We start from the raw sequence: 26,898 nt of genomic DNA, 5'->3' as shown, positions 1-26,898 counted from the left end.
GCTGGGTGTAAACTGCCTGATCAATGCCGCTTGAGTTGATAGAGGCTATACAGGCGGGGCCGGAGCCCCGCCTGTATAGCTCCTGTTATATAAGATGATTTCAGCCTGCGCTTAATGCGCGAACTCGTGCGCCATTTTCTTTTCCTCTAACTCTTTCGTTTCGAGTTCCAGTTCTTCCAGCGTCTTGTCCTCCAGGTAGATCACCGTTTTCTTGTCCATGCCGAACTTGGCCAGTATACGGTCGAAGCCATAGTAGATAATCGGCACCACGATCAGCGTCAGGAACATAGAAGAGCTCAGGCCACCGATGAGGGCCCAGGCCAGGCCGTTTTTGGTGGCAGCCACCGAGCCGCCCGCCAGTGCGATCGGCAACATACCGATCACCATCGCCAACGTCGTCATCAGGATCGGGCGGAAACGGATCCGCACGGCCTCAATCAGCGCGTCTTTCACGAACACGCCCTCGTCTTTCAGCTTGTTTGTGAAGTCCACCACCATAATCGCGTTCTTGGCAACCAGACCGATCATCATGATGATACCCAGGATTGAGAAGATACTCAGTGACTGGGCAGCCAGCGCCAGGGCAAGCAGGGCTCCGATGATCGCCAACGGAATCGAGAACAAGACCACCAGCGGGTACACGTAAGAGTCATACAACGCCACCATGATCAGGTACACGAAGATGATGGACGCCAGCAAGGCGATCCCCAGCGTGCCGAATCCTTCGCTCTGGTTTTTCAGGTCACCGCCAAACTCAACGCTCACCCCTTTCGGCATTTCCACTTCTGCCAGCTTTGCCTGGATATCGGCCCCCACCGAACCAGACGGGCGGCCGATTACCTGGGAGTTCACGTTCACGGAGGTTACGCGGTTGTAACGCTCTAACTGTGAGGGGCCGGTAGACTGCCTGATATCGGCAAACTGCGCCAGGCGCACCAGTTGTCCCTGGTTGTTCACGAAAGACAGGTTCCCGATGTCGGTCACGCTGCGGCGGTCAAACTCGTCGAGGCGTATGTTGATGTCGTAGTCCTCGGTGCCGGATCGGAATGTTACATCGGAGTTGCCGCTAAAGGCCAGCTGCATGCTGGCCCCCACGCTTTCCAGGGACAGGCCCACATTGGCCATTTTATCCCGGTCCACTACCACCTCGATCTCCGGGTTACCGCCCTCCACCGAGGTCTCCACGTCGACAGTACCGTCCACGCCTTCTGCAATCTGCATCACCTGCTGCGAGAAAGCCATTACAGAATCCAGGTTGGAGCCGGAGATGATGATCTGAATCGGTGCCTGTGCGTTCCCGACCAGGCCGACGGGCACCGGCGTTACTTCCACATCCGGGATCTTACTCTCTATATCGGCTTTGGCCTGGCGACTGAACTGGTTCGTGCTGAAAGCACGCTCCTTCACATCCACCAGCGTTACGGATACATCCGCTTTATATGCTGTATTCTGACCAGCCTGTGCCGATGAAGTGGTACCCACGGTGGTGAACACCTTCTCTACTTCAGGTATGGTCTGAAGATATTCCTCTACCTGCCGTGTTGCGAAGTTGGTTTGCTCCACGGTCGCGTTCTTCGGAAGCTCCAGTTGCAGGCTTACTTCCCCGCGGTCGCCGGCAGGGATAAACTCAGAACCGATAAAACCGAACGGCACCAGCGCAAACGAAGCGAACAGCAGGAGGATAGTTGCAGCCAGCGTGATGAATTTGTGGTTAAACGCCCACTTCAACGCAGCTGTAAAACCATCAATGATCCGATCCAGGAAGCGCTCGAACGCGAGGATAAACCGTCCGAAGATGTTATCATCCGACACATGCTCCAGGCGTGAGAAACGGCTGGCCAGCAATGGGATCAGGGTGAAGGCCACGAACAACGAGATCATCGTCGCCACGGCTACCACCACCGCAAACTGACGCAGGATATCAGACACCAGACCGGATGACAGCGCAATCGGCACAAATACCACCACGATTACCAGCGTAATCGAAGTAACCGTAGCCGATATCTCCCGGATACCATCGTAGGCGGCCTGTGCCGGTTTCTTGCCCATCTCCATGTGGCGGTGTATGTTCTCTATCACCACGATCGCGTCATCCACCAGAATACCCACCACCAGCGAAAGCGCCAGCAAAGACATCAGGTTAAGTGAGTAACCCAGCAGGTACATCGCGATAAAAGTGGCGACCAGCGAGGCCGGGATAGAGATCATCACGATCACGGCGTTGCGCAGGGAGTGCAGGAACAGCAGCATCACAACTGCCACCAATATAACCGCAATCAGCAGGTCGTGCATCACTGAGTCGGCGGCCTCCAGGGTAAAGTCAGAAGAGTCGTTGGCGACGTTAAAGGTCAGGCCTTCGGCAGCATAGGTTTTCTCCAGGCTGGCAAGCGCCTCTTTGGTGAGGCGGCTCACTTCCACGGCGTTGGCATCGGACTGCTTCTGGATGGTGATACCTACCGAGGCTTTGCCGTTGATACGGTTCATCACCTCCACATCTTTCTGTGTATCCTGCACTTCCGCAACATCCCCGAGGCGAACGATGCCGTTCTGGTCTTCGCGGATGATCAGGTTGCCAAGCTGCTCGAGCGACTCGAATTTTCCTGCCAACCGGATCTGCGTCTGCCCGCTTTCCTGCTTGATCTTACCCGTTGGGAAGTCAAGGTTGGAGTTGCGGATCTTCTGCTGCACCTGCAGGATGGAGATGTTGTAGGCTTCCAGCTTGTTGGCGTCGATGCTCACCTTGATCTCACGCTCCTGGCCACCCAGAATCTTTATGGCAGCCATACCGGGCACGCGCGACAGCTCCGGTTTGATCCTTTTATCTATCAGGTCATAGAACTCGGTTGCCGACATGTTGGCCGTGGCACCCATCTTGATGATCGGCAGGTCGTCCAGGTCAAATTTGTTCAGCGTGGGCGCATCCGCGTCTTCGGGCAGCCTGGCCAGAATGGTGTTGATCTTGCGCTGCGCCTCCTGCAGGCTCAGGTCCACGTCCGTGCCCTGGTTCAGGTTGATCACGATCATGGAAAAGCTCTCCAGGGAGGTGCTCTTCATCTCCTTCACGTTTTCCAGTGAGGCAAGGGCGTCTTCAATCTCTTTCGTCACGGAGTTCTCCACCTCGTTCGGCGAAGCGCCCGGGTAGATAGTGCTCACGGTGAGCACCGGCGGGTTGAACTTAGGCAGCAGCTCGTAGTTGAGCGACTGGTAACTGACAACCCCGAGCAGCGTGAGGACGGTAAAAACCACCACCACCAGGGTCGACCGCTGTATTGATATTTTGGTTATGTTCATTTTCTAATTTTCTCTGTTGAAGAAATCGTTCAGTTCTTAAAGCACCGACACCTTGATGCCTTCGCGCAGGTTGATCTGGCCGCTCTGCACTACTTTTTCGCCAGGCTTCACACCATCTAAAATCTCCACCTGGTCCTGTGTTACAGTGCCCACCTTCACTTTCTGGATATATGCTTTTCCGTCTTTCACCACGTACACGCTTGGGTTCTGGATGCTGCCTACGATAGCTCCGCGAGGCAGTAATAGCGCGTCGCGCTGCTCGGCGGCCTCAAACGAGGCAGTGCCGTACATACCGGCTCTCAGGTTGTTGTCTGCGGAGTTTTTTACTTCAATTTCCACATCAAACTTAAGGGTAGGGTCAGCCTGGGCGCCGATGGCTGTCACAGTTCCTTCGTATTCCTGTCCGGCGCCGGCGTCAGCTTTCACTTTTACCTTTTCGCCCTTCTCCACCAGCAACACCTCGCTCTCAGACACTTTTACCTGCAGCTTCAGCTTGTCCACGTTCACGATGTCATATAGCTTCGTGCCGGAGTTCAGGTAGGAACCAACCTCTATGTACATCTCATTGATCTCGCCGCTGATCGGGGCGGTGATGCGGGTTTTGTTCAGGCGCTGGCGTGCCGCCACCAGTTGGCCCTGCGTAGACTTCACGGCTAACCGGGCATCTTCCAGTTGCCGCTGTGTGATGGCGTCGCCGGCAGCCAGGTTCTCGAAACGCTCCAGGTCCCGCTTCGCTTTCTCAGCGTTGGTCTGCGCGGTGGCCAGGTCAGCCGCCATGGTGTTGCTTTCAACCTGCAACAACAGCTCTCCGGCTTTCACCTTGTCGCCTTTGCGCTTCAGCACACGCTGTACCTGCCCCTGCGTCTCCGACATCAGCGTCAGGCTCTGGATAGGGGCAAAGTTACCCTGGGCGGTAAACGACTTGTCCAGTTTGGCCGTCTTCACTTCCGTGACACCCACCGGAATGGCATCGCTTTTTATTTCTGCTACTGCTGCATTGGCTGCCATCTGCTCCTTGTTGTCCATCAGCTTAAAGCCAACAGCAGCTATAATCACAAGCACAACGACGATATAGATTATCTTTTTCATTTGGTATATAGGGTCTGATGTTATTTAGTTAATGTTTGTAGTTCCCCTGTTGCCTGCAGGTAGTTCAGTTGGGCAATCTTGAATTTCAATACTTCGTTGTTCAGGTTTGTCTTGGCCTCCCGCAACTGCACCTCTGCCTCCAGCAGATCGGTGAGCGGGGAAAGCCCTTCTTTGTAGAGTTGGTTGGTGGTGTCATATACCTCCTGGGCCAGCGCCACATTTCCTTCCTGGGCCGTTATGGCATCCTGGCTGTTCTGCAGCTGGCTCACAGCGTTGGTCAGGGTCACGGCTGTGTTTGTCGTAAACTGCTCCATGTCTTCGTCCAGCTTCATCATTTCCAGTTGCGCCTGCTTGGCCTGCGCGTCTTTCTTGAAGCCGTCAAAAATCGGGATGTTGACCTGAAGGCCGATCACAGAGCTTTTGAACCAAGGCACGTTGCTGTCGAACAGCTCGTTTCGCTGCGTCTGGTAGCCGTACTGCCCGTACGCAGACAGCGTGGGGTAATACCCTGACTTGATATTTTTCTCCTGCAGGCTGGTCAGGTGCTTTTGGGTGCTCAGCAGCCGGAACTGTGTCTTGCCGGTGGCTGCGGCGTCCACATCCACAGTGGCGGGGTCTACTTTCTCCAGCATGATCGTGGCGTCCTGCAGGGTGATGTCCTGCTCCAGCGGCATGCCCATGAAGAATTTCAGCGTGTTTTTCTGCTGCTCAAAAGCGGTGCTCAGGCTTTGCTTCTGGTTATCCAGGTTCACGCGGCTCACCCGGATGCGGTTCACATCCACCTTCTTCACCAGGTCGTTCTCGTACTGGAGCTGCATGATTTTCTCCAGCTGCGTCAGGCGCGCCAGGTTGGCATCGATGGTGTTGAACTGCTCCTTTGTCTGCAGCGCCATCAGGTAGGCCGTGCCGATGTTATAGATCAGGTCTTCCTGCACCATCTGCGAGCGGAGGCGGTACAGGTCCTTTGCTGTTTTAGCAGCCTGCAGTCCCACGAAGTAAGATTTGTTGAAAAGCAGCTGATTCACCTGCAGGTTGGCTTTGGCGTTGTAGTCTTTGCCGAACTGCACGGGAATATCCTGCCCGGGCTGGCCCGCCAGTTCGCCGGGCAGGATCTGCGTGGGAAGCGCCGGGAAGTAATCGAGACCGCCGGTGGCACTTACCTGAGGCAGGCCAACGCTTTTTGTCTCCCTGATCTGCTGCTCGGATATCTGCTCATCGTAGGCGGCTTTCTTCACCTGCTGGTTATTCGTCAGCGCGTACCGGATGCTTTCCTGCAGCGTCAGCTCATTTATCTGTCCGGCAGTTGGCTGCTCCTGCTGCGCAATGGCAGGGCTCAGGAACAGCAGCATCAGCCCGACAAGTACATTTTTCTTGATCACGGTTGTTTTATATATAGGATTGTGTTAAATTCTTTTAGTTCAATAAGTTCTGGAATAAGAGAACTAAAGCGGTAAAAAAATTACGCTCTCTCTTTTCTTGTCTTTTCCTCCCACTGTTCAATCAGCGAGGGGAGCTGCTGTTTCAGATAATCCAGGAAGCTGATAAAGCTCCTGAGTTGGACGTCATATGCCGGGCTTTCTCTCTTCCTCACTTCCAGCACGCGCTTGAGCAGGTCATTTAATGCGCTCAGGTCATCCATTTTTTTGTTAAACAGGTCGCGCCAGTTGGAGGACTTGATTTTGAAGTACCTTTTCCGGTCGCCGGAGAAAGTGGTGTATTCTATATGACCTGTGTTGAGCAGCATGTTCAGGGCGTTGCTGGTGGCGCTTTTGCTGATGTTCAGCGCCTCGCTAATCTCATCAAAGGAAAGCTCGGGCTTATCAGATACAAGCAGAAGCCCCACAACCCGCGCCACGGCAGGCTGAAAGCCATTGTTTTCGTGGTAGATGCCGATCTCTTCTATCAGTTCCCGTTGTTTGTCACTAAGTGCCATGAATTTTAAATCTGTTATATGAGGAGAACATTGCAAAGGTATAAGTAAGTTTCGTTAGTTCATAAATTACTGAACTAAATATTTTTGTTTTTCCCCGCGCATTAAATTATATGCCTTTACTGCACATAATTACCCTCAGAAGCTGTCTCAGACAAATGAGGGCCCATTGTATGGAAGTACATTTGAGTACCCATAACCCTCAGGTGCAATATTATCGTAGGGGATACTTGGCTATTTAAAGGATTTATACTTAGTATGCGTGATTTTACTACGCAGCCAGTGAAACAGACGGAATAAGGCTGATCCGAAAAATACCAAGAATTAACTAACTGTAAATTAAAGAATAAAAGAACGTTCCGCTTATGGCTTCATCATATAACCGATGGTATCATCCTTACGATATTAACGAAAAGTATACCCGCCGCGCCGCTTACTTCTGCATGGAGTACGCCATTCACCAATCCCTGAAGATCTACTCCGGCGGTCTCGGTTTTCTGGCCGGATCGCACATGCGCAGCGCCTATGACCTGCGCCAGAACCTGGTCGGCATCGGTATGCTCTGGAAGTACGGCTACTACGACCAGGAGCGGAACGAGGACCAGAGCATGCGCCCGCACTTTACCCAGAAGTTCTACAGCTTTCTGGAGGACAGCGGCATTACGGTGCGCGTGCTGGTGAACAACCACCCGGTGCTGGTGAAGGCAATGGTGCTGAAGCCAGAAACCTTTGGTACGGCCCCGGTCTACTTCCTCACCACCGACGTGCCGGAGAACGACCACCTGGCCCGCACCATCACCAATCGCCTATACGACCCGGAGCCGAACGCCCGGATTGCGCAAAGCATCGTGCTGGGTATCGGTGGGGCAAAGGTGGTAGAGGCGCTGGGCGGTGCCGAAACCTACCATATGAACGAGGGCCATGCGCTCCCGCTTGCCTTCCACCTGTACCAGGAGTACGGCAAGAAGGAAGAGGTGCGCCGCCGCATGGTGTTTACCACCCACACCCCCGAGAAGGCGGGCAATGAGGAGCACGATATTCAGATGCTGCACGGCATGAGCTTCTTTAACGGTCTGGGGCTGGAGGAGGTGCGGGAGCTGACAAGCACCCACGGGCAGATGTTCAACCACACGCTGGTGGCGCTGCGCCTGTCGAAGGTGGCGAACGGCGTATCGCAGCTGCACGGCGAGGTGTCGCGCGAGATGTGGTACGACAACGAGGGCGTGTGCGAGATTAAATCCATCACCAACGCCCAGAACGTGCCTTTCTGGATGGACAAGCAGCTGTGGGAGTCGCAGGACCAGAACAAGGACATGGCCCTGCAGCGCCGCAAGGCCGAGATGAAGCGCAAGCTGTTTTATATAGTGGCCAACCAGGCGGGCAAGCTGTTTAAAACGGAGGTGCTCACCATTGTGTGGGCCAGGCGGTTCGCCGCCTACAAGCGCGCCGACCTGCTGGTGCGTGATATGGAGCGCTTCCTGAAGCTTGTGAACAAGCCGGATATGCCGGTGCAGGTGATCTGGGCCGGGAAGCCATATCCCTTCGACCACAATGCCGTGCACGTGTTCAACAAGCTGGTCTATTTATCCCAGAAGCTTGACAACGTGGCGGTGCTGACCGGGTATGAGCTGGCGCTTTCGCGGAAGCTGAAGCAGGGGGCCGATATATGGCTGAACACGCCGCGCCGCCCGCGCGAGGCATCTGGGACGAGCGGTATGACGGCTGCCATGAACGGTGCCGTGAATTTCTCGGTGCAGGACGGCTGGCTGCCGGAGTTCTCCCGAACGGGCGAGAACAGCTTCGTGCTGCCGATCGTGGATACGTCCCTGCCCGACGAAATGCAGGACGAAGAGGACTACGAAAACATGATGAATATGCTGGAGCAGCAGATTGTGCCGACGTACTACCGCGACCGCGAGCGCTGGCTGCACATTGTGAAGCAAAGCATGCGCAACGTGGTGCCGCAGTTCGACTCAGACCGCATGGCCCACCAGTATTACGAACTGATGTATAATTACCAGATGAGGGGGAAGTAGGCAGAAGTCGGCTTACACGTAGCCTCTATATAAAAGCAGCCGCCGCCTTGTGTCAATAAGGCGGCGGCTGCTTTTATATAGCATATATAGCACTCTGCCCGTTTCAGGCCTTCGCAGGTATCCGCTGCAGAGTGGCGAGCAGGAAGTCCCAGTACTTCTGCACCGAGCTGATCTGTACTTTCTCGTCGGGGGAGTGGGCCCCGCGGATGTTCGGGCCGAAGGAGATCATCTCCATACCCGGGTAGTTTGCGCCGAGGATGCCGCACTCCAGGCCGGCATGGCAGGCGTTCACGTCCGGCTCCCCGTTAAACTTTTCGCGGTAGAGGTCACGCATCAGCTGGATGATGGCCGCATCAGGCTTAGGCGCCCAGCCGGGGTACGAGCCGCTGAACTCCACGCTGGCCCCTGCTAATTCCAGCGCACTCTGTATCGCCTGCGCCAGGTCCGTTTTCTCACTGTCAACGGAGCTGCGCGTCAGGCAGAGGATGCTGTAATTACCCTCTTTCAGGAGCACGCGCGCAACATTGTTCGAGGTTTGCACCAGGCCGGCAATCTCCGGGCTCATGCGGTATATGCCGTTCGGGCAGGCATATATAGCCCGCAGCAGCGTCCGGGTGAAATCCATTTTCGCAACCTGTGAGGGCGTTTCCACCTGCTCTGCCAGCACCTGCAACTTCGGGTCGGTGGCGCTGTATTCCTGCTGCAGCACCGCTGTCTGCTCCTGCATGAAAGCCTCGAAGGCTGCTTTATCCGCCTCCGGAACCGTAACAATGGTGAACGACTCGCGCGGAATGGCATTGCGGAGGCCGCCGCCGTCAATCGTACTGATGCGCAGCCCAAACCGATTCACGGCATTATACAGCAGCCGGTTCATCAGTTTATTTGCATTGCCGCGGCCCAGGATAATGTCCATGCCCGAGTGACCGCCCGTCAGGCCTTTTATGCTGAGTTTGTAGCCCGCCATACCGGTTGGCGTAGCCTCCTGCCCATATATGCCCTTGGCCGTGACATCCACCCCGCCCGCGCAGCCGATGGTCAGTTCCCGGTCGTCCTCGGTGTCGAGGTTCAGGAGAATGCCGGCCTCCAGCAGTCCGCCTTTCAGCCCCAGCGCACCCGTCATCCCTGTTTCTTCATCTACCGTAAAAAGCGCCTCGATGGCCGGGTGCGGTATATCCCCTGAGGCCAGAATGGCCATGATGCTCGCCACCCCGATGCCATTGTCTGCGCCCAGCGTGGTGCCTTTTGCCTTTACCCAATCACCGTCCACGTACATCCGGATGCCCTGCGTCTCGAAATCGAAATCCGTGTCTGCATTTTTCTGGTGCACCATGTCGAGGTGGCTTTGCATGGCCACTGTCTGCAGGTGCTCCATGCCGGTCGTGGCGGGTTTCTTGATGATGACATTGCCGGTCCCGTCCTCATAGGTCTCCAGGCCCAGGCGCTGGCCGAAATCTTTTATAAACTGAATCACCTTTTCTTCTTTTTTTGAGGGGCGGGGAACGGCATTCAGGTCCGCAAAGTTTTCCCAGAGCGCCATTGGCTCAAGGTTCCGTACTTCAGAGCTCATAGTTATATGTGTTTTTTAGGGAGTTGCGCGGCCTTTTCAGCCACGGCCCTAAAGGTACAAAAAACAGGATGAAAATGGCGGGCCCGGTGCGCACAGGAGGATATACAGGCAGGTATGAGGAGGCTGTGTGTTTCCTGTAACGCACACCAGCCTTTATTTTCCTGGCGGGGACTTCTATTGCTGGTCAGATTGACAGACGGCGATGTTTTGAAAAAGGGAGGTGAAATCACTCCTCCTGGCAGAGGCTATATCCCTGTTGGGCATGCGGCCTTCACAGAATAAAGCGCTGCTTTCATATTTTATTTGCAACCGATTTCATTAATTGGTATGTTTGGTAACAGACAATCAAACCTGGCTTATATACCTGACAAGGGGCAGCCTGTTTTTTTCGCCTGAAGGGTATCAGAATGGCTAATAAAAATAAATGATATGAAGAACCACTCCTACATCAGGACAACAGTTTTTGCTTTGATGGCAGCTTCGGCGCTCACAAGCGCCTGCAGTAGCAACACACCGGCAGGCGAGGGAGCCGAGGCCGAAAATGCTGACAGCCTGGCGACTGCACCGCAGGACCAGCGGTATTTGTCGCAGCCGCTGGTCACGGATATCTACACAGCGGATCCGTCGGCCCATGTGTTCAACGGGAAGATTTATATATACCCGTCGCATGATATTGACGCCAATGTACCGGAGAAGGATGACGGGGCACATTTTGCCATGCGCGATTACCACGTCTTCTCCATGGATAACCCGGACGGGGAAATCGTTGACCACGGCGTAGCCCTGGACATTGAGGACATTCCGTGGGCTGGCAGGCAGTTGTGGGCGCCGGACGCCGCGTTCAAGGACGGCACGTATTACCTGTATTTCCCTGTGAAAGACAAAGAAGACGTGTTCCGGATCGGGGTGGCCACCAGCGCTTCGCCAACAGGGCCTTTCAAGCCGGAACCGCAACCGATTGCAAAAAGCTACAGCATCGATCCCGCCGTGTACACGGACGCAGACGGCGCGGCCTATATGTACTTCGGCGGTATATGGGGCGGGCAGCTGCAGCGGTGGAGTTCCGGCGCTTACAAAGCCGAAGACGTGTACCCGGCTGACGACAAACCGGCGCTGATGCCGAAGGTGGCGAAGTTGAGCGACGACATGCTGCGCTTCAGCGAGGAGGTACGGGATGTGCAGATACTGGACAAGGAAGGGAAACCGCTGCTGGCCGGCGACAACGAAAGACGCTTTTTCGAGGCTCCTTGGGTGCACAAGTACAACGGAAAATACTATTTCTCTTACTCCACCGGCGACACGCACAACATTGCCTACGCCATCGGAGACAGTCCCTACGGCCCGTTCACGTACGAGGGTGTGCTGCTGAAACCGGTGCAGGGCTGGACAAACCACCACTCCATTATTGAGCAAGATGGCAAATGGTACCTGTTCTACCACGACACGCAGCTTTCAGGCAAAACGCACCTGCGAAACATAAAAGTAACGGAACTGAAATACAACCCCGATGGCACTATCCAGACTGTCACGGCCTATAACGAATAATTTGCAGTGCCATATATAAAACCCCGCCTGGTAGATCCATACCAGGCGGGGTTTTTTCGTTATAGCCCTGGCTACGGGGCATTCTAATCGGGTCGGGTTGTTTTGCCACGCTCCGGTATAGGCCGGATCATTCTGCTGCTGACATAATCGGTATTTATATATACCCATATCAGCCGGCTCAAACGCATTACATTTAAATTGTCTGCGGATTCCCCTCCCGGGAGGGGCAGGGGTGGGTTCTGAAGAGCTGCTTCGTGCGCAGCATGCAGTTGAAAGTGGTATAAAGTGGGAGCTAAAAAAGCACTGCAGAAGATTTTTGCGGAACCTGCGCCTGCTCATCCGGAAAGGTGCAGGTTGCCGGTGACACTGCGGCGTCGGGGTTGCGTGACCAGTTTTTCTAAGCGGAGGTTAATGCCCTCTGCTGCCATCGTAAACGGCAGCAGCACGTCGTCTGTGTCATATGCGCTTAGCCGGGCAGCACTTTTCAGGTTTTTGGCCGTGACCAGGATGTACCCTTTGTAGCCTTGGGACCGCAGGTTTTTGATCATCAAACTGGCCAGGTCATCGTCGGGGACCGTGTTGATGATGAAATCCACGTGCTGGTAGGGCAGCCGCTCGAAAATGTCCGGGTCCTCCAGGTCGCCGTATTCTATATGCCTTCCCTGTTTCCGCAGGTTTTTCACCACCTTCGGGTCAAAATCCACGCCCAGCGCCGGGATGCCCTGCGTGTTCAGGTTATCATAAATCGCGCTCCCAAACCGTCCTAACCCGATCACGATGGCCTTGTAGGCATGCAGCGCGTTGGCCGCAATGCTTTTTTCCCCGTAGGGCGTTTGCCGCTCAAACACCTGCAGTACCGGTGCAAGCCACTTGTATAACACGTGGGAGTACAGAATCATATAGGTAGACAGGCCGATGGTAATCAGGCCCACGAGGGTGATGAGGCCTACGATCTCGGCGCTGATGTGGCCCACCTGATAACCGATGCCGGCGAAGATCAGGGAGAATTCGCTGATTTGCGCCACCGTGAGCCCGGCCAGAAAAGAGGTTCGCTTGGTGTAGCCCATCACGCCCATGATGATCAGCACGATGAGCGGGTTCCCGATCAGCACAAAGAAAGAGAAGATCAAGGCGGCCGGCACCAGCGCCCCCAGCTGGGAAAGGTCGAGCGTAGACCCGAGGTTGATAAAGAAAAACAGCAGCAGGAAGTCGCGCAGGCTGACCAGTCTGCTGCTGATGGCCTCCCGGAACGGCGTGGAGGCAAGGCTGACACCCGCCAGGAAAGCGCCCACTTCGCTGCTAAAGCCCATCAGCTCACTTAGCGAGGCCAGCAATATGGCCCATGCGATTGAGAACAAGGAGAGCAACTCCTGAGACCGTGCCTGGAAATGGGTGAGCCCCGGTATAACCCATTTCATCAAAAGATAAATGGCGGCGGCCAGCACGGCGCCTTTCAATGAGGTGACGGCAAAATCCTTCAGAAGCGAGCTGTCGTCGCTTTTCCCCACGGCAGAGAGCATGATCATGATCAAAATCACCACCAGGTCCTGCACAATCAGAAACCCGATGGCTATCTGGCCATGCAGCGAGTCTATTTCCTTTTTATCGGTCAGTAGCTTTACGATGATGATGGTGCTTGAAAAGGTAAGCGCGACAGCTATATAGAGACTCTGAACGCCTGAGAAGCCAAGCGCCAGGCCAATCAGGAGGCCTGCCGCCGAAGTGAAAACCACCTGCCCCAGGCCTGTCAGCAAGGCGATCCGGCCGGTGGATTTGATAAGGTTGAGGTCCAGTTTAAGGCCCACGATAAAGAGGAGAAGCGCGATGCCTATCTCCGACAGCAGGTGGATCTGCTGCTGCGAGTGGATAATGTTGAGGACAGAAGGCCCGATCAGTATGCCCAGGGCGATGTTCTTTAATGCTGGTTTTGGTCAGAAGCAGAGAATGTTTTAATTTCCCTTTTCACCTAAACCTACAATTTATATATATGACCTATACCCCGAACCCGGCGCGTTACAACACCATGGAGTACCGCCGCTGTGGCAGGAGCGGCATCAGGCTGCCGGCCTTGTCGCTGGGCCTGTGGCACAACTTCGGGCATGTGGACGTGCTGGAGAATGCGCGCCAGATGCTCCGCGATGCCTTCGACGCCGGTATTACGCACTTCGACCTGGCCAACAACTACGGGCCGCCCTACGGCTCGGCAGAGGAGAACTTCGGCAGCATACTAAAGACTGATTTCCGGGGCTACCGCGATGAGCTAATCATCTCCTCCAAAGCCGGGTACGATATGTGGCCCGGCCCGTACGGCGACTGGGGATCGAAAAAATACCTGGTGGCGAGCCTGGACCAGAGCCTGAAGCGCATGGGCCTGGATTACGTGGATATCTTTTACCACCACCGCCCGGACCCGGAGACGCCGTTGGAGGAAACCATGGGTGCCCTGGACCTGCTCGTGCGCCAAGGCAAGGCATTGTACGTCGGCCTGTCGAACTACCATCCGGCAGCAGCCGCCAGTGCCATTAGGATATTGCGTGAACTGGGCACGCCCTGCCTGATCCATCAGCCGAAGTACTCGATGTTCGTGCGCTGGGTGGAGGAAGAGGGCCTGCTTAACCTGTTGGAGGAGGAGGGCGTGGGCTGTATCCCGTTCTCACCGCTGGCGCAGGGCCTGCTCACCAGCAAATACCTGAAAGGCATTCCGGAAAACTCCCGTGCCGCCAAATCCACGGGCCATTTGCAGGAGGAGGACATCACGGACGAGAAGATGGTGCAGATCCGGCAGCTGAACGAGCTGGCGCAGGGGCGGGGGCAGTCGCTGGCCCAGATGGCGCTGGCCTGGCTCCTGAAAGACGACCGGGTGACCTCGGTGCTGATCGGGGCCAGCTCTCCGGCACAGCTCGCTGATTCACTCAAGAGCCTGCAGAACAAGAACTTCAGCCCAGACGAGCTGGCGCAGATTGAGCAGGTTCTGAAGTCGCCGCCCGGGGGTTGATCAGTACCTAAACTGACTTGCCGTTATATATACCCTAACCTCCCTACCACAGGATATATGCTCCCTTGGCAGGGAGCATATATAAGCGCGCGTTTTGGTAGTTGGGGTATAGGCTCTAAGTCAGCTTCAACCTTTGCTACCTATATAGCCTGTCATGCTCCTATGGGGTATATACCCGCACATATAGCAGAAATCTGTATCGCTGCTTCTGTCCAACAGTGTTCTTTACATCACCTCCAGCACCACCTCACCGCCCACCGGGTAACCCACGCAGGAGAGGGTAAGTCCCTGAGCGAGGTCCTTCTCCGTCAGCACCTCGTTGTACGACATCCATACCCGGCCCTTGGTGCAGCGGGCGGCGCAGCTGCCGCATTTGCCCGCTTCGCAACTGTAAGGCAGCGGAATGCCGGCTTTCCGGGCGGCCTGCAGAATGGTGTGCGGGTACTGCACCTGCAGCTGGTACTCCCGGTTTTTGAGGTGCAGCACCACCGTGTGCTCGTCTGTGTCGGGGGGCAGGAGCGGCACCTTGACCTTTATAGTGCTGAAGCTCTCTCTCCGGATATTGTCGTTTGGCACATGTGCCTGCCGCAGCGCATAAAAGCACATCCGCATATAGGTGGTGGGGCCGCAGAGGTAAAACAGCACCTGCCCGTAAGGAGCCACGGCGTACTGGCGCAACAGGTGCTGCAGCAAGTCTTTGTAAAGCCGCGCCCGCGAAAGGTCCGGTGACACGCTGTACAGGAACTCGACTGCGAGCTGCTCCGGGAATTTACGGGCCAGCTGCTCCAGCTCTTTCCTGAAGATAGCCTTCTGCGGGTGGTTGTTGCTGTAGATCAGCACCACGTTCAGCTCCGGATGGGCGTAAAGCAGCGTTTTCAGCAGGGAGTAAATAGGAGTGATGCCGCTGCCGGCCGCCAGCAGGAAAACCTGCTTGTAGCTGCCCAGGTTGTCGGGGAGCGTGAACAGGCCCGTTGCGCCAATGGTATGTAGCCGGTCCCCGACTTTGGCTCTGTCTATCAGGAGCCTTGAAAAGAAGCCGTTCTCGACGCGCTTCACCCCGATGGCCAATGGCTCGTGCAGGGCGGGGGTGGAGGTGATGGAGTAGGAGCGGCGGACCTCCCCGTGGTGCGTCTGGTGGGCGAAGGTGAGGTACTGGCCCGGCTTATAGGGGATGTTTTTTGCATCCTCGCCTCCGAAGACAAAGGTTTTGACGCCGGGGGCCTCGTCCCGTATTTCAGTGATGGTGATTGGGGTGTAGAGTGAGGTTGCAGCGTTGTCAGGTTCTTCCATAGGGTAATTCTTACGGAAGATAAAAAGAAAAAGGTCCTGCGGCAAATCACGCCACAGGACCTTTTCTTCCTGATTATGCCGGCTCTGGTATTGGCAACCGGCTGAGGGAAAAGCGTTTTTTTATGGATCAGGCCTCGTAGATTTCCAGTGGCAGCCCGTCGGGATCGGCGAAAAAGGTAAAGCGCTTACCGGTGTGCTCATCAACCCGCACAGGCTCCGGCTCAACTCCCTGTCGCTTCAGTTCGTCTACGGACGCCGCTATATCTGCAACTGCAAACGCGAGGTGGCGCAAACCGCGCGCCTCTGGGTGCGAAGGCCGATGCGGTGGGTTCGGGAAAGAGAAAAGCTCCACTATATAGCGACCGTTCAACGCCAGGTCCAGCTTATACGACTGCCGATCCTGGCGGTAGACCTCCCGTATCACCTCCAACCCAAGGATGGCCGTGTAAAAATGCTTCGATTTCCCGTAGTCGGAGCAGATGATGGCAATGTGGTGGAGGCTGTTGAGCTGTAGCATCAGGGTATAATGGCTTTTTGGCTGGTCCGAAAATTACGGAAGTATATCCTACTGGTCAATCAAACAGGCTATATATAACTGTGTTGAAAAGCAAGCAGAACTACTGCTGGATCATTTCATATACCCGGACATAGTCTACTTCCATGGCCTGCGGGAAGACGCTCGGGTCCACACCCTCGGCGCCGCCCCAGTTGCCGCCCACGGCTATGTTCAGCAGCAGGTGGAACTTCTTGTCGAAGGGCCAGGTGCCGGAGCCTTTGCCCTCGTTCACGAAGTCAAATACTTTCTGGTCGTCTATATATCCCCGTACGGCGTAGGGCGTCCAGTCTACGCGGTAGAGGTGGAACTCGGTGCTGGCGGTCTCTATCACCTTGCTTTTCCCCTTTTGGGTGCCTTTGGTGTGGTTGTAGGCCTCCGTGTGCACCGTTACGTGCACCCTGTTCTGATCGTAGCCCACATGCTCCATGATGTCGATCTCGCCTGATTTCGGCCAGTCTCCGTAGGCCCATTCCGTGGGCAGCATCCAGATGGCTGGCCAGGTGCCTTTGCCGGTCGGCAGCTTTGCTTTCACCTCAAACCTGCCGTACAGAAAATCCCCTTTCCCCTTCGTGACCAAGCGGGCGGAGGTGTAGGTATTGCCTTCCTTTTGCTCTTTGCGGGCCGTGATGGAGAGCTTGCCGTCGGCAACCCGGGCGTTGTCGGTGCTGTTGGTGTAGTACTGCAGCTCATTGTTTCCCCAGCCGCCGCCCCCTGTGTCGAATCCCCACTTGGCAGGGTCGGGTGCCCCGGTGTAGTCAAACTCGTCTGCCCACACGGGGGTGGTTTCAAACGCCCAGTTTTTATCCTGTGGGGTCTGTGGCTTCGGGATAGGCGCTACCGGCCGCGGGTCCTGCGACTTGGAGGCGCACGAAATAAGGAGCAGCGCCAGCAAAAGCAAGGCCACTGGCTGCCGCTGCCAGCTTTCGTTTGTGTGATTAATAGTAGGCTTTGTCATATATGAAAAACTTTTTAGTGTGATGCTGAAACGGGGGCGCGGCTCAGAATTGTCGACCTTTAAATTAATGTAAAAAAATAGGGCCAGCACTACGTTTGTAATACTGGCCCTATAAAGATAGAGGTTATTCCTCTACCCGGATGTCGTCCAGAAAGAAGATGCCCGGTATGAAGTTCCCTTCACCGCCTATCTGAATCACTACGCGGTTCAGGTCGGTTCTTTCGGCGAAAGGGCTGAAATCAAACGTCAGTTCCACCCACTTGTCCAGCTGGTTCACCGGCTGCTTTATCTCCACCTGGTTTGCCCATGGCTCGGCGGCGGTACCGTCCTGCAGCTTCACTGATACCTGCTTCAGGAGGTTCTTGATCGCCCAGTCCTCGCCTTCGGCAGTCGTGAAATCGTTGTAGCCCGGTACATATACCTTCAGCTTGATGACGTTGTTTTGTGTCAGGTCGAAGTTATAGTCGTAGTTGGCGAACATATTGGCAAACTCAAAATCATTTCCTGCCTGCTTGGCATACAGGGCCACCTTGGCGGATGTGTTGATCGGAACCGGAGCAGGGTTATCGTAGCTCTCCTGCAGTGTCAGGGCCTCTTTTTGCCAGGTGATGCTGCCGTCTTCGTCGAAGTTGTCCTCCAGTTCCAGTGGCTTTACGGCTCTTTCCTCAACCGGGGGAGCGTAGCCCTCCGGCACCAACACGTAATTGCGCACGCCGGCGCCGCCGCAGCAGGTTTTCCGGATGTACAGCCTGTTCTCGGTTAGTTCGATGACTTCATATATACCTTCGTTGTCATCCCAGGCGATCGTCTCGCCGTTACCGATAGCAAGCATCGTCTTCCCGCCTTCTTCATAGAGGGTCCAGGTGCTGGCTCCCGGCGTCTGCGGAACGCAAACATTCTCCACGCCGTTGTTCATGCCCCACATCGCGCCGCCACTCTGGTTCTCGAACTTGAAACCCTCCAGCCTGAAGACGTATTTATCGTCTTTCATGCAGTCATTCTGATCGGCAAGCGTCTGGTTCCACCAGGAGGAGGGGGCCTCAGGCGTACCTCCAAAGTTCATCGGCCCCACCGGGTCGAACACCCACGTTTTTCCGTCCGCATCATCCGCACCGCCTGTCAGGAAGTTGTAGTCCTCGCGGTCCAGCATCGAGAAATCTGTCGCTGCTATACTAACGGTTTTGGTGTTCATGGCATAGCCTCCCCTGGTGAACACGGTCAGTTTCACGGTGTAATCGCCTTCCACGGCAAAGGCCCCTTCCACCTGCTGGCCTTCTGCGGTCGCCCCGTTTCCAAAGTCCCATATCGCCCTGAACGCGCCCGGCGTTTCGTTCGTGAAGGTGATCAGGTTCGCGTTGTCAGGGTTGGGTGTGGCTGTAAACTGCACCTGCTCTGAAGTGGGGGCAGGGGCCAGTTCCGCGTCTGTTTCGTCTGGTGAGCAGGCCGTAAAGATGCCTGCCAACAGCGCCACAGCCAGCGAAAGGTAAGTTCTGGATATAGATAGGTTGAATTTCATGGTTTCTGGTTTTTAAATGATTTCCCGGCTATTAGCGGTACTCAGGATTTTGCTGCAACTGCGTGTTGTTGAGTTCGGCCTGTGGAATTGGCAATACTTCATGCGTGCCAGCCACGAAGCCATAGGGCGCCAGCACGGTGGCGGCCCTGCCTGTTCGCACAAGGTCATACCAGCGGTGCCCTTCCGTAGCCAGCTCCAAACGACGCTCTTTATAGATGTTCTCCAGCGTCGCGGCTACCGGAGCAAGGCCAACCCGTGCACGCACGGCGTTCAGGAGGGCTGCTGCCCTTTCAAGGTCCCCCCCGCTCTGCACTAGCGCCTCGGCTTCCATCAGGTATGTGTCTGCCAATCGAATCTCGATGTAGTCGTTCGGCCAGTTCAGCAGCGGCTCGCCGCCGCCGGTGCTTCTCCATTCCTGCTTCGGCGCGTACTTCTCTACAAAGTAGCCTGTGTTCTGGTACCCTTTCTCGTAGGTTGCCAGGCCCGCTTTCTCTAAGCTGTCGATGTTGGCGACCGTGAATTTGTAGCGCGGGTCTCCCTGTAGCGCGTTCACAAGGTCAAGCGTGAGCGGGTTAAAGCCCCAGCCCGCCACATACGTTGGGCCGGCATATCCCCTTGGCCCGAACATGGTTACCCCCACGTTGCCCTCAAAACCAGGCCAGTTGCCCCAGCCTGCGTTCGCAACGGAGGTATGCACTATCTCAAGGATAGACTCGCTGTGGAACTTGTTGCCGGGGCTGAAGATGTCGCCGAAATTGCTGAGGAGTTGGTAGCCGTACTGGCTGGTGCCGCCGGGTGTGCCGTTTACATCAGCCAACTGGGCTGCCGCAGCGCCCCACTCTTTCTGAAACAGGTGCACTTTGCCCAACAGGGCCTTGCCGGTTCCCTGGGTTACGCGTCCGCCCTCGCTTGCCGCGGACACGGTCGTTGGCAAGTCCGGAATGGCCTCTGCCAGGTCTTTTTCGATCTGGGCATATACTTCCTCCGGGGCTGCCTGCGTGGCGTTGTATATATCCTGTGTTGAAATTGAGGCCGTGAAAAGCGGCACGTTCCTGAACAGGCGCACCAGGTCGAAATAATAGTACGCCCGCAGGAATTTTGCCTCGGCTATATATCGGGCCCTTGTGGCGTCGTCCAGGCCGGGGATGCCTGCCTGCACTTTCTCCAGGATAGTGTTCGCCCGCGATACTCCCGTGAAGTTCCTGTTCCAGAACTCGGCTTGCGGACCAACAGCCGGGTCAAGGGTATAATTGTTCCAGACCTGCCAGGTGTTCATGTCAGAGGAGCCGCCGCCGCCTGCGTAAGCGTCGTCTGAGGCGGAGTTAATGGCTCCGACGTTATGGTAGGTGCCGCCCGCCTGCCAGCCCAGCGGGTCATAAGCCGCGATGAGACCCGCGTAAGCCTCTTCCGGGTTGCTGTAATAGTTAGACTCCAGCACCGTTCCCCTTGGGTCAACCTCCAGGAACTCCTTTTCGCATGCGCTGAGTGACGGCAGCCCCAGGGCTACCATCGCGATGTATTTAAAATATATTCTTTTCATATGATTGCAGATAAAATCAATTAAAATCCAACATTAACACCCACCATGAAAGAGCGGGCCTGCGGGTAGAAGGCACGGTCGATCCCAAAAATGCTGCCGCCGATCTCGGGGTCATAGCCCGTGTAGTTGGTGAAGGTCAACAGGTTATTGCTGCTTATATATACCCTTGCCTTCTGCATGGCCACTTTTGAGGTGATGGACGCAGGCAGCGTATAACCGATCTGCAGGGTCTTGATGCGGAAGTAATCGCCGTCCTCTAAGAAGAAGTCAGAAGGGTTGGTGAAATTGCGGTTGTCGTCTTTTGTGGACAGTTTCGGGTAATCGTTTGAGGAGCCCTCGCCCGTCCAGCGGCCCAGCGCCTCTGATTGCCAGTTGGCAGTCGGAATGTCCAGGCGGCGGAGACCCTGGAAAATCTGGTTACCGGCCACACCCTGTCCGAAAATCAGCAGGTCGAATCCATTGTAGGTGGCATTGAGTGTGATACCATAGGTCCAGTCGGGGAGGGGTTTGCCGATGAAGGTGCGGTCATCCGCGTTAATCTGCCCGTCGCTGTTCAGGTCAGCCCAGCGGAAGTCACCGGGCTGGGCGTTTGGCTGGATTGGCTGGCCTTCTGTATTCTGGTAACCAGCAACCTCCGCTTCATTCTGGAAAATACCCAGGGTGCGGAAGCCATAGAAGGCACCATATGCCTCGCCAACATCCATACGGGTGAGTGGGTAGGCGATATTCTGTACACCCTCTCCACCTTCCAGGAACTCCTTGCCTTCCCCTAAGAAGGTGATCTCGTTGTGGAGGTAGGAAACGTTTCCGTTTACGCCAAAGGTAACTTCGCCGATGTTCCTGCGGTAGCCGAGTTCCACCTCAACGCCCCGGTTCTCCATGTCTGCCACGTTGCCCCAGGGCCTTCCTGTCGCGCCAACATAGCCCGGCAGGTCAATCTGCTGCAGGATGCCGCTTGTTTTCTTGTTATACCAGTCAAATGTCAGGTTCCAATCCCGGAAGAGCGTGGCCTCGAATCCGACGTTGGTCTGTGTTGTCTCCTCCCATCGCAGGTCCGGGTTGGCGGGTGCATCCGGGCTGTATCCGATCAGGTAGTTGTCGTTTCCGAAGGTGTAGTTCCTGTTCGAGCCAACGGTGGATATATACCGGAAATCACCTAACGCGTCGTTTCCTACCACGCCATACGAACCTCTGAATTTCAGGAAGTCCACCGCGTTGTTGGAAGGCCAGAAGGCTTCACGCGAGGCCACCCAACCGATAGAGGCGGAAGGGAAATAGCCGAATTTGTTATTCGTGCCGAATCGGGAGGATCCGTCGCGGCGGATGATACCCGTAAAGAGGTAACGCTCGTCGTAGTTATAGACCACGCGTCCGAAAAGGGAGCTCACCGTGTGGTCAATACCCTCGTAAGCATCTGAGGTTCTGTTGGCGGTCGGCACTTTCAGGTTGAAAGAGGCCTCATCAAAAGAACTAGCTGGGATGTTGGAGAAAGAGACATACGTGCCGCTGGTGTGGTTATCCCTGTAGGCTCCTTGGCCTGCCAGCACCGTGAAATTGTGCTTGTTGAGGGTGCGCGTGTAAGAGAGGATGTTCTCGATGTTATAATCGAACGTCATGCTCCTGTCGCGGTTAAAGGCGGTCTGCTGGCTTCCGGAGGCAGCGTTCAGGTAGTAAACCGGCCTGAAGCTCTCGCTCCCCCAGAAGGCCAGTTTCGTGCCAAGCGTGGACCTGAGTTTCAGCCCGGCAAGCGGTTCGGCTTCAGCGAATATGTTTCCCACGATGTTGTCAGACCAGCCATAGTTGCCTAGCTGCGTCTGTACATAGGCCAGCGGGTTTGTCATCTCCTGCTGCACCGTAGAGGAAATGCCGTACGGGTACCCCTGCCTATCGCGGATGGTGGGCTGTGCATTATACACGCTGTTCGGGTCCTCCAGAATCGCCGGGTCCGTTATCAGTACCGGGGTGATGGGGTCCAGGTTGATGGCGGAGCTCAAGGGGCCGCCAAACTCTGTGTTAGGGTTCAGCGCGCCCTGGCTCTTGATGTGGGAGTAGCCCAGGTTCTGGCCTACCGTCAGCCACCTGGCAACCTTGTGCGTGGAGTTCAGGCGTATGTTATGCCGTTTGTAGTTAGAAATCTCGCTCGTCACGATGCCTTCCTGGTCCAGGTAACCATAAGAGCTGTAGAAAGTGGATTTTTCGTTACCGCCGCTGATGCTGAACTCATGGTTCTGGATGCGGGCGTCGTCGTTAAAAACGTAGGCCTGCCAATCAGTGCCTTCGCCAAAAGCCCGTGGGTCTTCGTACGCGATGGCACCTCCCCCTGCCACGGCTGCCTCGTTGCGGAGGGTAGCGTACTCTGAGGCGTTCAGCAGGTCCAGTTTCCTGGCGGGTGCCTGTGTGCCGTAGTAGCCATTATAGGACACGCTGATAGCCCCGGCTTTTCCGCGCTTGGTCGTGACCAGGATCACGCCGCTTGCCGCGCGGGCCCCATATATAGCCGCAGAGGCAGCATCCTTCAGCACTTCAATCGACTCGATGTCTGCCTGGTTCAGGTAATCAATGCCACCGTTCACCACAACGCCATCCACCACATAAAGCGGATCGTTGCTGTTAAGGGTGGTAATGCCCCTTACCCGCACGGTGGCAGCGGAACCCGGGGCTCCTGAGTTAGAGGCAATCGTCACCCCGCTCACTCTGCCCTGTAAGGCCTGCTCCACCCGCGTAATCTGCTGATTTTCTAAATCGGTGGACTTGACACTTGATATAGCTCCGGTTACGACGCTCTTCTTCTGAGTGCCGTACCCTACCACCACCACTTCTTCCAGCGCCTGGGCATCTGTGGCAAGCGTGATGTCAATCACGTTCCGGTTACCGATCGGCACCTCCTGCGAGAGGAAGCCTATGTAGGATACGACCAGCACGCCGCCCTCCTCCGGAACGGTGATCGCATAAGCCCCGGTTGCATCCGTGATTGCCCCGATTGTAGTTCCCTTCAAGGCCACACTCGCTCCGATCAGTGGTTCCCCATCCTGAGAGGTTACCTTTCCTGACAGGGTGACCGCGTACGTGCTGCGGGTGTCCGGATGGGGTGAGTGTGCATATGTAACTTTGCTGAAGCAACCGGTTGCCAGCGAAAAGCTAATAGCGAAGTAATATAATTTCTTCATGTGTTGGTGGATAGGTTAAAGAATAAGATGTGTTTTGATTTTTATATATAGCCTAGCTTGTCAAAGTAATGGGAGGGACCGCCAAAGCACTTCATTCATTTTTAACTGTCAGTTGTATCCTGCTTTTTTGTGATGAGAACTTTCTTTCAGGGGGTAAAACCGCTGGCAAATATGATGGCCGGAAAGTGGATCAAGTGATCACTTTTTCTGTCGTTCAAGTAAGGTATTCCAAGTAGGGGGCACAAAGAAAGCCTTACATCATGACTACATCAGCGGTTTCGGACAAATTACAGCAAAACTACGTCAGAGGTACCTGAATATGCTTTTAAGCTAGTGTAAAGGCATTTTCATAATTACAGCAGTTTTACTGCACGTAAATGTTACGCTACATCAGGAATGTTTTTTACCTTTAGGAGGCAACGGCACTCACTCATGCTTTCATTCATTTCTTTTGTGCGGACGGTTCTCCTGTTATGCTTCATTATGACGGCAGCCAGCCTGTCTGCACAGCAGTATTTTTTCGGGAACCCGTTTATCAGGAACTTCAGCACAGATGAGTTTGCGGGAGGTATCCAGAGTTGGGGCATCGTGCAGGATAACCGGGAGGTTTTATATGTTGCTAACAACTTCGGGATGCTGGAGTTTGACGGGTCGTTGTGGACTAATTACCCCATGCAGCGTGGCACCAAAGTCCGGTCAGTTCATACAAGTTCAAACGGACGCATCTATATAGGAAGCCAGGCTGATTTCGGGTACTTTGAACCTGATGGCGTCGGTAAGTTAGAGTATCACTCGTTGCTGGACAGTATCCCGGAGGAGTACCGCAGGTTTGACGAAGTGTGGCGCATATATGAGATCGGCGGTAAGGTCTACTTCTGCACCTTTAAATACCTGTATGCCTTTCAGCCGGGTAAGCCGTTGCAGGTCATCGTGCCGGGCAACCCGCTTGAGTTCTCCTTTAAAGTAAACGAACAGCTCTATGCCCTGGAATGGAACGTGGGGCTGTCGGTGCTGGAGGGGAACAGGCTGCGCCTGCTGCCCGGAGGGGAATTCTTCGCGAACAGGCAGATCGCCTCCGTGTTGCCTTACGGGGGAAAGCAATTGATCGTCTTTACCATCAACGACGGCATCTATCTCTACGACGGGAACAAGGCGACCGCCCTGCCCATGGCGAACCAGGCGGCCTTGCAGGAAACAATTATCAACCAGGCTGTTATGCTGAAAGACGGCACATTCGCACTCGGCACGCAAAATGACGGGCTGTACCTGATGAACAAAAATGGGGAGGTTCTCCTGCACCTTACCCGCCGCGACGGCATCCATGACAATACCGTGCATGCCCTGTACCAGGATGTGCACGGAAACCTGTGGCTGGCCCTGAACAACGGCTTGTCAATGGTGGAGCTAAGCTCCCCTTTCAGCCGGATAGACGCAACCACGGGCGTGTCAGGGTCCGGGTACGCGGCTTATCAGCAAGACGAGAAATTATACATCGGAACCAACAGCGGGTTATATAGGTCGGATCGGGCAGGGGCGTACAGGGGCTTCTCGCTGGTGCCCAACAGCAATGGGCAGGTGTACCAGTTGCGCGGGTTTGGCGACCTGCTCCTGATGGGGCATCATAAAGGCCCCTATATAGTTGATAACGCCATGGCCAGCCTGCTGTATGCCGGAAAGGGCGCGTGGGATTTCGTGCCCGTGCCGGGTAAGCCGGGGTTTTATATCGTGGGTTCCTACGACGGCATCAGCCTGGTGGAGGCCGTAAACGGGCGATTGCGGCTTGTCCGGAAGTACGGGGGCTTTGAAGAGTCGTCCAGGGTACTGAGCTTTGACGGCAGCGGCACGCTGTGGATGGCTCACGGTTACAAAGGGATTTTCAAGATCAGTTTCGATGACAGCTACGGGAGAATAACAAAAACACGCTTTTACAACTCCAAGGACGGCCTGCCGTCTGACTTGCTGGTAAACATGGAGCTGATCCGGAACCAGTTGGTGTTCCCGGCCATGTACGGCATCTACCGCTACGACCCGCAACGCGACCGCTTTGTGAAGGATGAGGAGTTTAGCTCCTATTTCCGGGAAGGCGAGCACCTGGTGGAGATGGAGGAAGACCTACTGGGCAACATCTATTTCATCTCAAACCAGCGGGTGGGTAGGCTTTCGTTTGACAAGTTCGGGAAACCTTCCATTGAAGACCGGCTGTTCCAGACCATCCGCGACCGGCTGAACGACGACCTGAGCTATATCCGCGTGCTGGACCTGAACAACGTCCTGTTCGGGGCCAAGGATGGGTTTGTCCACTATAACGCAGGCAAACAGAAGGTCATGCACCCGTTTAACACCCAGCTTACCCAGGTCATCAGTACGTCGCAGGAGGTGGATTCGCTTCTGTTCAGTGAGCGGGTGGTTTCGGAGGAGGCGACATATGAGCTGCCCTATGAGCTGAACTCGCTGCGCTTTGCCTATGCCTCCTCCTTTTTTGAGAGCCCCGAAAAGACGCAGTACCAGTACTTGCTGGAGAATTTCGACAAAAGCTGGTCGGAATGGACGGGCAAAACAGAGAAGGAGTACACCAATTTGTCGGAGGGCGATTATGTGTTCCGGGTGCGGTCCAGGAATGTGTACGGCACCACCAGCGAAAGCAAAAGCTTCGCCTTTAAGGTGCACCCCCCATTTTACAGGAGCCGCATCGCCTTTTTTGCCTATATAGTGGCGGGCTTTTTCCTGCTGGGCACCTTCTTTCACCAGGTGGATAAGCGCTTTAAGCGCGAGAAAAACCGGTTGATGCGGGACCAGGAGCGCAGGCTGAGCGAGAAGGAGTCGGAGGTGCTGGAGGTAACGAAGCTCAACGAGCAGGAAATCCTGCGGCTGCGGCACGAGAAGCAGCAGTCCGAGATAGACCACATGAACCGGGAGCTGACGTCCTCCACCTTTCACCTCATCAACAAGAACGAGCTGCTGAACACCGTGAAGCAGGACCTGCAGGGGATCATCCGGAAAAGCGAGCGCCCCAGCCATGGCGATGAACTGAAGCGGATCATTAGGAACATCGAGCAAAACATTACGAGCGACGCTGACTGGAACCAGTTTGAGCTTCACTTCAACCACGTGCATGGCGACTTTACCAACAGGCTGCAGGGGAAGTACCCGAACCTCACGCCGCAGGAAATAAAGCTGAGCACGTACCTGCGCCTGAACCTCACCACCAAAGAGATCGCACAGCTCCTCAACATCTCCGTCAGGGGGGTGGAGATAGGCCGTTACCGCCTCCGCAAGCGCCTGGAGCTGGATAGAAGTGAGAACCTGACCGACTTCATGCTGAAGTTCTGAGTTATAGGGAGTCCTGCCGCCATAGAACCAGGCCCTGAACAACTGTCCGGCTAAATGGTTGAAACCACATCAGCTTATATATAAAGGTGTG

General features: G+C 55.3%; 16 protein-coding genes. 4 read left to right on the top strand and 12 right to left on the bottom strand.

Annotated elements, in window-relative coordinates; translation table 11 throughout:
• Positions 1–111: 111 nt before the first annotated feature.
• The 4 genes from ABD920_RS16435 to ABD920_RS16420 all read right to left on the bottom strand — a co-directional run bounded on the left by ABD920_RS16435 (position 112) and on the right by ABD920_RS16420 (position 6,313).
• Positions 112–3,291: an efflux RND transporter permease subunit gene (locus tag ABD920_RS16435; protein ID WP_345160575.1), complete on the bottom strand. Its 3,180-nt coding sequence runs from the start codon at positions 3,289–3,291 to the stop codon at positions 112–114.
• A gap of 36 nt (positions 3,292–3,327) precedes the next feature.
• Positions 3,328–4,380, bottom strand: a complete 1,053-nt coding sequence (locus ABD920_RS16430) for an efflux RND transporter periplasmic adaptor subunit (protein WP_345160574.1) — start codon at positions 4,378–4,380, stop codon at positions 3,328–3,330.
• 20 nt (positions 4,381–4,400) lie between these two features.
• On the bottom strand, positions 4,401–5,759 hold the full coding sequence (locus ABD920_RS16425; protein WP_345160573.1) for a TolC family protein: 1,359 nt from the start codon (positions 5,757–5,759) through the stop codon (positions 4,401–4,403).
• A gap of 80 nt (positions 5,760–5,839) precedes the next feature.
• Positions 5,840–6,313, bottom strand: coding sequence for a GbsR/MarR family transcriptional regulator (locus ABD920_RS16420; protein ID WP_345160572.1), 474 nt, complete (start codon positions 6,311–6,313; stop codon positions 5,840–5,842).
• A gap of 362 nt (positions 6,314–6,675) precedes the next feature.
• On the opposite strand from ABD920_RS16420, the gene glgP reads away from it, so the two are divergent.
• Positions 6,676–8,346: an alpha-glucan family phosphorylase gene (gene glgP, locus ABD920_RS16415; protein ID WP_345160571.1), complete on the top strand. Its 1,671-nt coding sequence runs from the start codon at positions 6,676–6,678 to the stop codon at positions 8,344–8,346.
• A 103-nt stretch (positions 8,347–8,449) separates the two neighbouring features.
• On the opposite strand, the gene ABD920_RS16410 is transcribed toward glgP, so the two are convergent.
• The gene (locus tag ABD920_RS16410; RefSeq protein ID WP_345160570.1) at positions 8,450–9,913 is read right to left on the bottom strand and encodes an aminoacyl-histidine dipeptidase; all 1,464 of its coding nucleotides are present in this window, start codon (positions 9,911–9,913) and stop codon (positions 8,450–8,452) included.
• A 429-nt stretch (positions 9,914–10,342) separates the two neighbouring features.
• Between ABD920_RS16410 and ABD920_RS16405 the strand changes: the two genes are divergently transcribed.
• Positions 10,343–11,458 (top strand): glycoside hydrolase family 43 protein, encoded by a 1,116-nt coding sequence (locus ABD920_RS16405; protein ID WP_345160569.1) that lies wholly within the window; start codon positions 10,343–10,345, stop codon positions 11,456–11,458.
• Positions 11,459–11,793: 335 nt separating this feature from the next.
• On the opposite strand, the gene ABD920_RS16400 is transcribed toward ABD920_RS16405, so the two are convergent.
• On the bottom strand, positions 11,794–13,356 hold the full coding sequence (locus ABD920_RS16400) for a cation:proton antiporter (protein WP_345160806.1): 1,563 nt from the start codon (positions 13,354–13,356) through the stop codon (positions 11,794–11,796).
• Positions 13,357–13,445: 89 nt separating this feature from the next.
• Here ABD920_RS16400 and mgrA point away from each other — a divergent pair, with 89 nt between their 5' ends.
• Positions 13,446–14,453, top strand: a complete 1,008-nt coding sequence (gene mgrA, locus ABD920_RS16395) for an L-glyceraldehyde 3-phosphate reductase (RefSeq protein WP_345160568.1) — start codon at positions 13,446–13,448, stop codon at positions 14,451–14,453.
• Between the two features lie 225 nt (positions 14,454–14,678).
• Here the strand turns inward: mgrA and ABD920_RS16390 are convergent, their stop codons facing one another.
• The 6 genes from ABD920_RS16390 to ABD920_RS16365 all read right to left on the bottom strand — a co-directional run bounded on the left by ABD920_RS16390 (position 14,679) and on the right by ABD920_RS16365 (position 23,477).
• Positions 14,679–15,743 (bottom strand): 2Fe-2S iron-sulfur cluster-binding protein, encoded by a 1,065-nt coding sequence (locus ABD920_RS16390; RefSeq protein ID WP_345160567.1) that lies wholly within the window; start codon positions 15,741–15,743, stop codon positions 14,679–14,681.
• A 127-nt stretch (positions 15,744–15,870) separates the two neighbouring features.
• Positions 15,871–16,260: an SMU1112c/YaeR family gloxylase I-like metalloprotein gene (gene gloA2, locus ABD920_RS16385; RefSeq protein ID WP_345160566.1), complete on the bottom strand. Its 390-nt coding sequence runs from the start codon at positions 16,258–16,260 to the stop codon at positions 15,871–15,873.
• 100 nt (positions 16,261–16,360) lie between these two features.
• A complete protein-coding gene (locus ABD920_RS16380; RefSeq protein WP_345160565.1) occupies positions 16,361–17,254 on the bottom strand; it encodes a glycoside hydrolase family 16 protein in 894 nt (297 codons plus the stop codon).
• Positions 17,255–17,378: 124 nt separating this feature from the next.
• On the bottom strand, positions 17,379–18,770 hold the full coding sequence (locus tag ABD920_RS16375; protein WP_345160564.1) for a PKD domain-containing protein: 1,392 nt from the start codon (positions 18,768–18,770) through the stop codon (positions 17,379–17,381).
• Positions 18,771–18,801: 31 nt separating this feature from the next.
• Positions 18,802–20,310 (bottom strand): RagB/SusD family nutrient uptake outer membrane protein, encoded by a 1,509-nt coding sequence (locus ABD920_RS16370; protein ID WP_345160562.1) that lies wholly within the window; start codon positions 20,308–20,310, stop codon positions 18,802–18,804.
• A gap of 20 nt (positions 20,311–20,330) precedes the next feature.
• On the bottom strand, positions 20,331–23,477 hold the full coding sequence (locus ABD920_RS16365) for a SusC/RagA family TonB-linked outer membrane protein (RefSeq protein ID WP_345160560.1): 3,147 nt from the start codon (positions 23,475–23,477) through the stop codon (positions 20,331–20,333).
• 483 nt (positions 23,478–23,960) lie between these two features.
• On the opposite strand from ABD920_RS16365, the gene ABD920_RS16360 reads away from it, so the two are divergent.
• Positions 23,961–26,807: a triple tyrosine motif-containing protein gene (locus tag ABD920_RS16360; protein ID WP_345160559.1), complete on the top strand. Its 2,847-nt coding sequence runs from the start codon at positions 23,961–23,963 to the stop codon at positions 26,805–26,807.
• Positions 26,808–26,898: the final 91 nt, after the last annotated feature.

The organism is Pontibacter saemangeumensis (genome assembly GCF_039541895.1).
Lineage (GTDB): Bacteria > Bacteroidota > Bacteroidia > Cytophagales > Hymenobacteraceae > Pontibacter > Pontibacter saemangeumensis.
The sequence above is the reverse complement of the archived record's forward strand: the minus strand, read 5'-3'. Positions and strand labels throughout refer to the sequence as shown.

What these genes read in the sequence shown, in the direction of transcription:
- ABD920_RS16420 (WP_345160572.1), bottom strand. Translation starts at nt 6,313, where the DNA reads ATGGCACTTAGTGACAAACAACGGGAACTGATAGAAGAGATCGGCATC.
- ABD920_RS16430 (WP_345160574.1), bottom strand. Translation starts at nt 4,380, where the DNA reads ATGAAAAAGATAATCTATATCGTCGTTGTGCTTGTGATTATAGCTGCT.
- ABD920_RS16360 (WP_345160559.1), top strand. Translation starts at nt 23,961, where the DNA reads ATGACGGCAGCCAGCCTGTCTGCACAGCAGTATTTTTTCGGGAACCCG.
- ABD920_RS16370 (WP_345160562.1), bottom strand. Translation starts at nt 20,310, where the DNA reads ATGAAAAGAATATATTTTAAATACATCGCGATGGTAGCCCTGGGGCTG.
- glgP (WP_345160571.1), top strand. Translation starts at nt 6,676, where the DNA reads ATGGCTTCATCATATAACCGATGGTATCATCCTTACGATATTAACGAA.
- ABD920_RS16380 (WP_345160565.1), bottom strand. Translation starts at nt 17,254, where the DNA reads ATGACAAAGCCTACTATTAATCACACAAACGAAAGCTGGCAGCGGCAG.
- ABD920_RS16410 (WP_345160570.1), bottom strand. Translation starts at nt 9,913, where the DNA reads ATGAGCTCTGAAGTACGGAACCTTGAGCCAATGGCGCTCTGGGAAAAC.
- ABD920_RS16365 (WP_345160560.1), bottom strand. Translation starts at nt 23,477, where the DNA reads ATGAAGAAATTATATTACTTCGCTATTAGCTTTTCGCTGGCAACCGGT.
- gloA2 (WP_345160566.1), bottom strand. Translation starts at nt 16,260, where the DNA reads ATGCTACAGCTCAACAGCCTCCACCACATTGCCATCATCTGCTCCGAC.
- ABD920_RS16375 (WP_345160564.1), bottom strand. Translation starts at nt 18,770, where the DNA reads ATGAAATTCAACCTATCTATATCCAGAACTTACCTTTCGCTGGCTGTG.
- ABD920_RS16405 (WP_345160569.1), top strand. Translation starts at nt 10,343, where the DNA reads ATGAAGAACCACTCCTACATCAGGACAACAGTTTTTGCTTTGATGGCA.
- mgrA (WP_345160568.1), top strand. Translation starts at nt 13,446, where the DNA reads ATGACCTATACCCCGAACCCGGCGCGTTACAACACCATGGAGTACCGC.
- ABD920_RS16435 (WP_345160575.1), bottom strand. Translation starts at nt 3,291, where the DNA reads ATGAACATAACCAAAATATCAATACAGCGGTCGACCCTGGTGGTGGTG.
- ABD920_RS16390 (WP_345160567.1), bottom strand. Translation starts at nt 15,743, where the DNA reads ATGGAAGAACCTGACAACGCTGCAACCTCACTCTACACCCCAATCACC.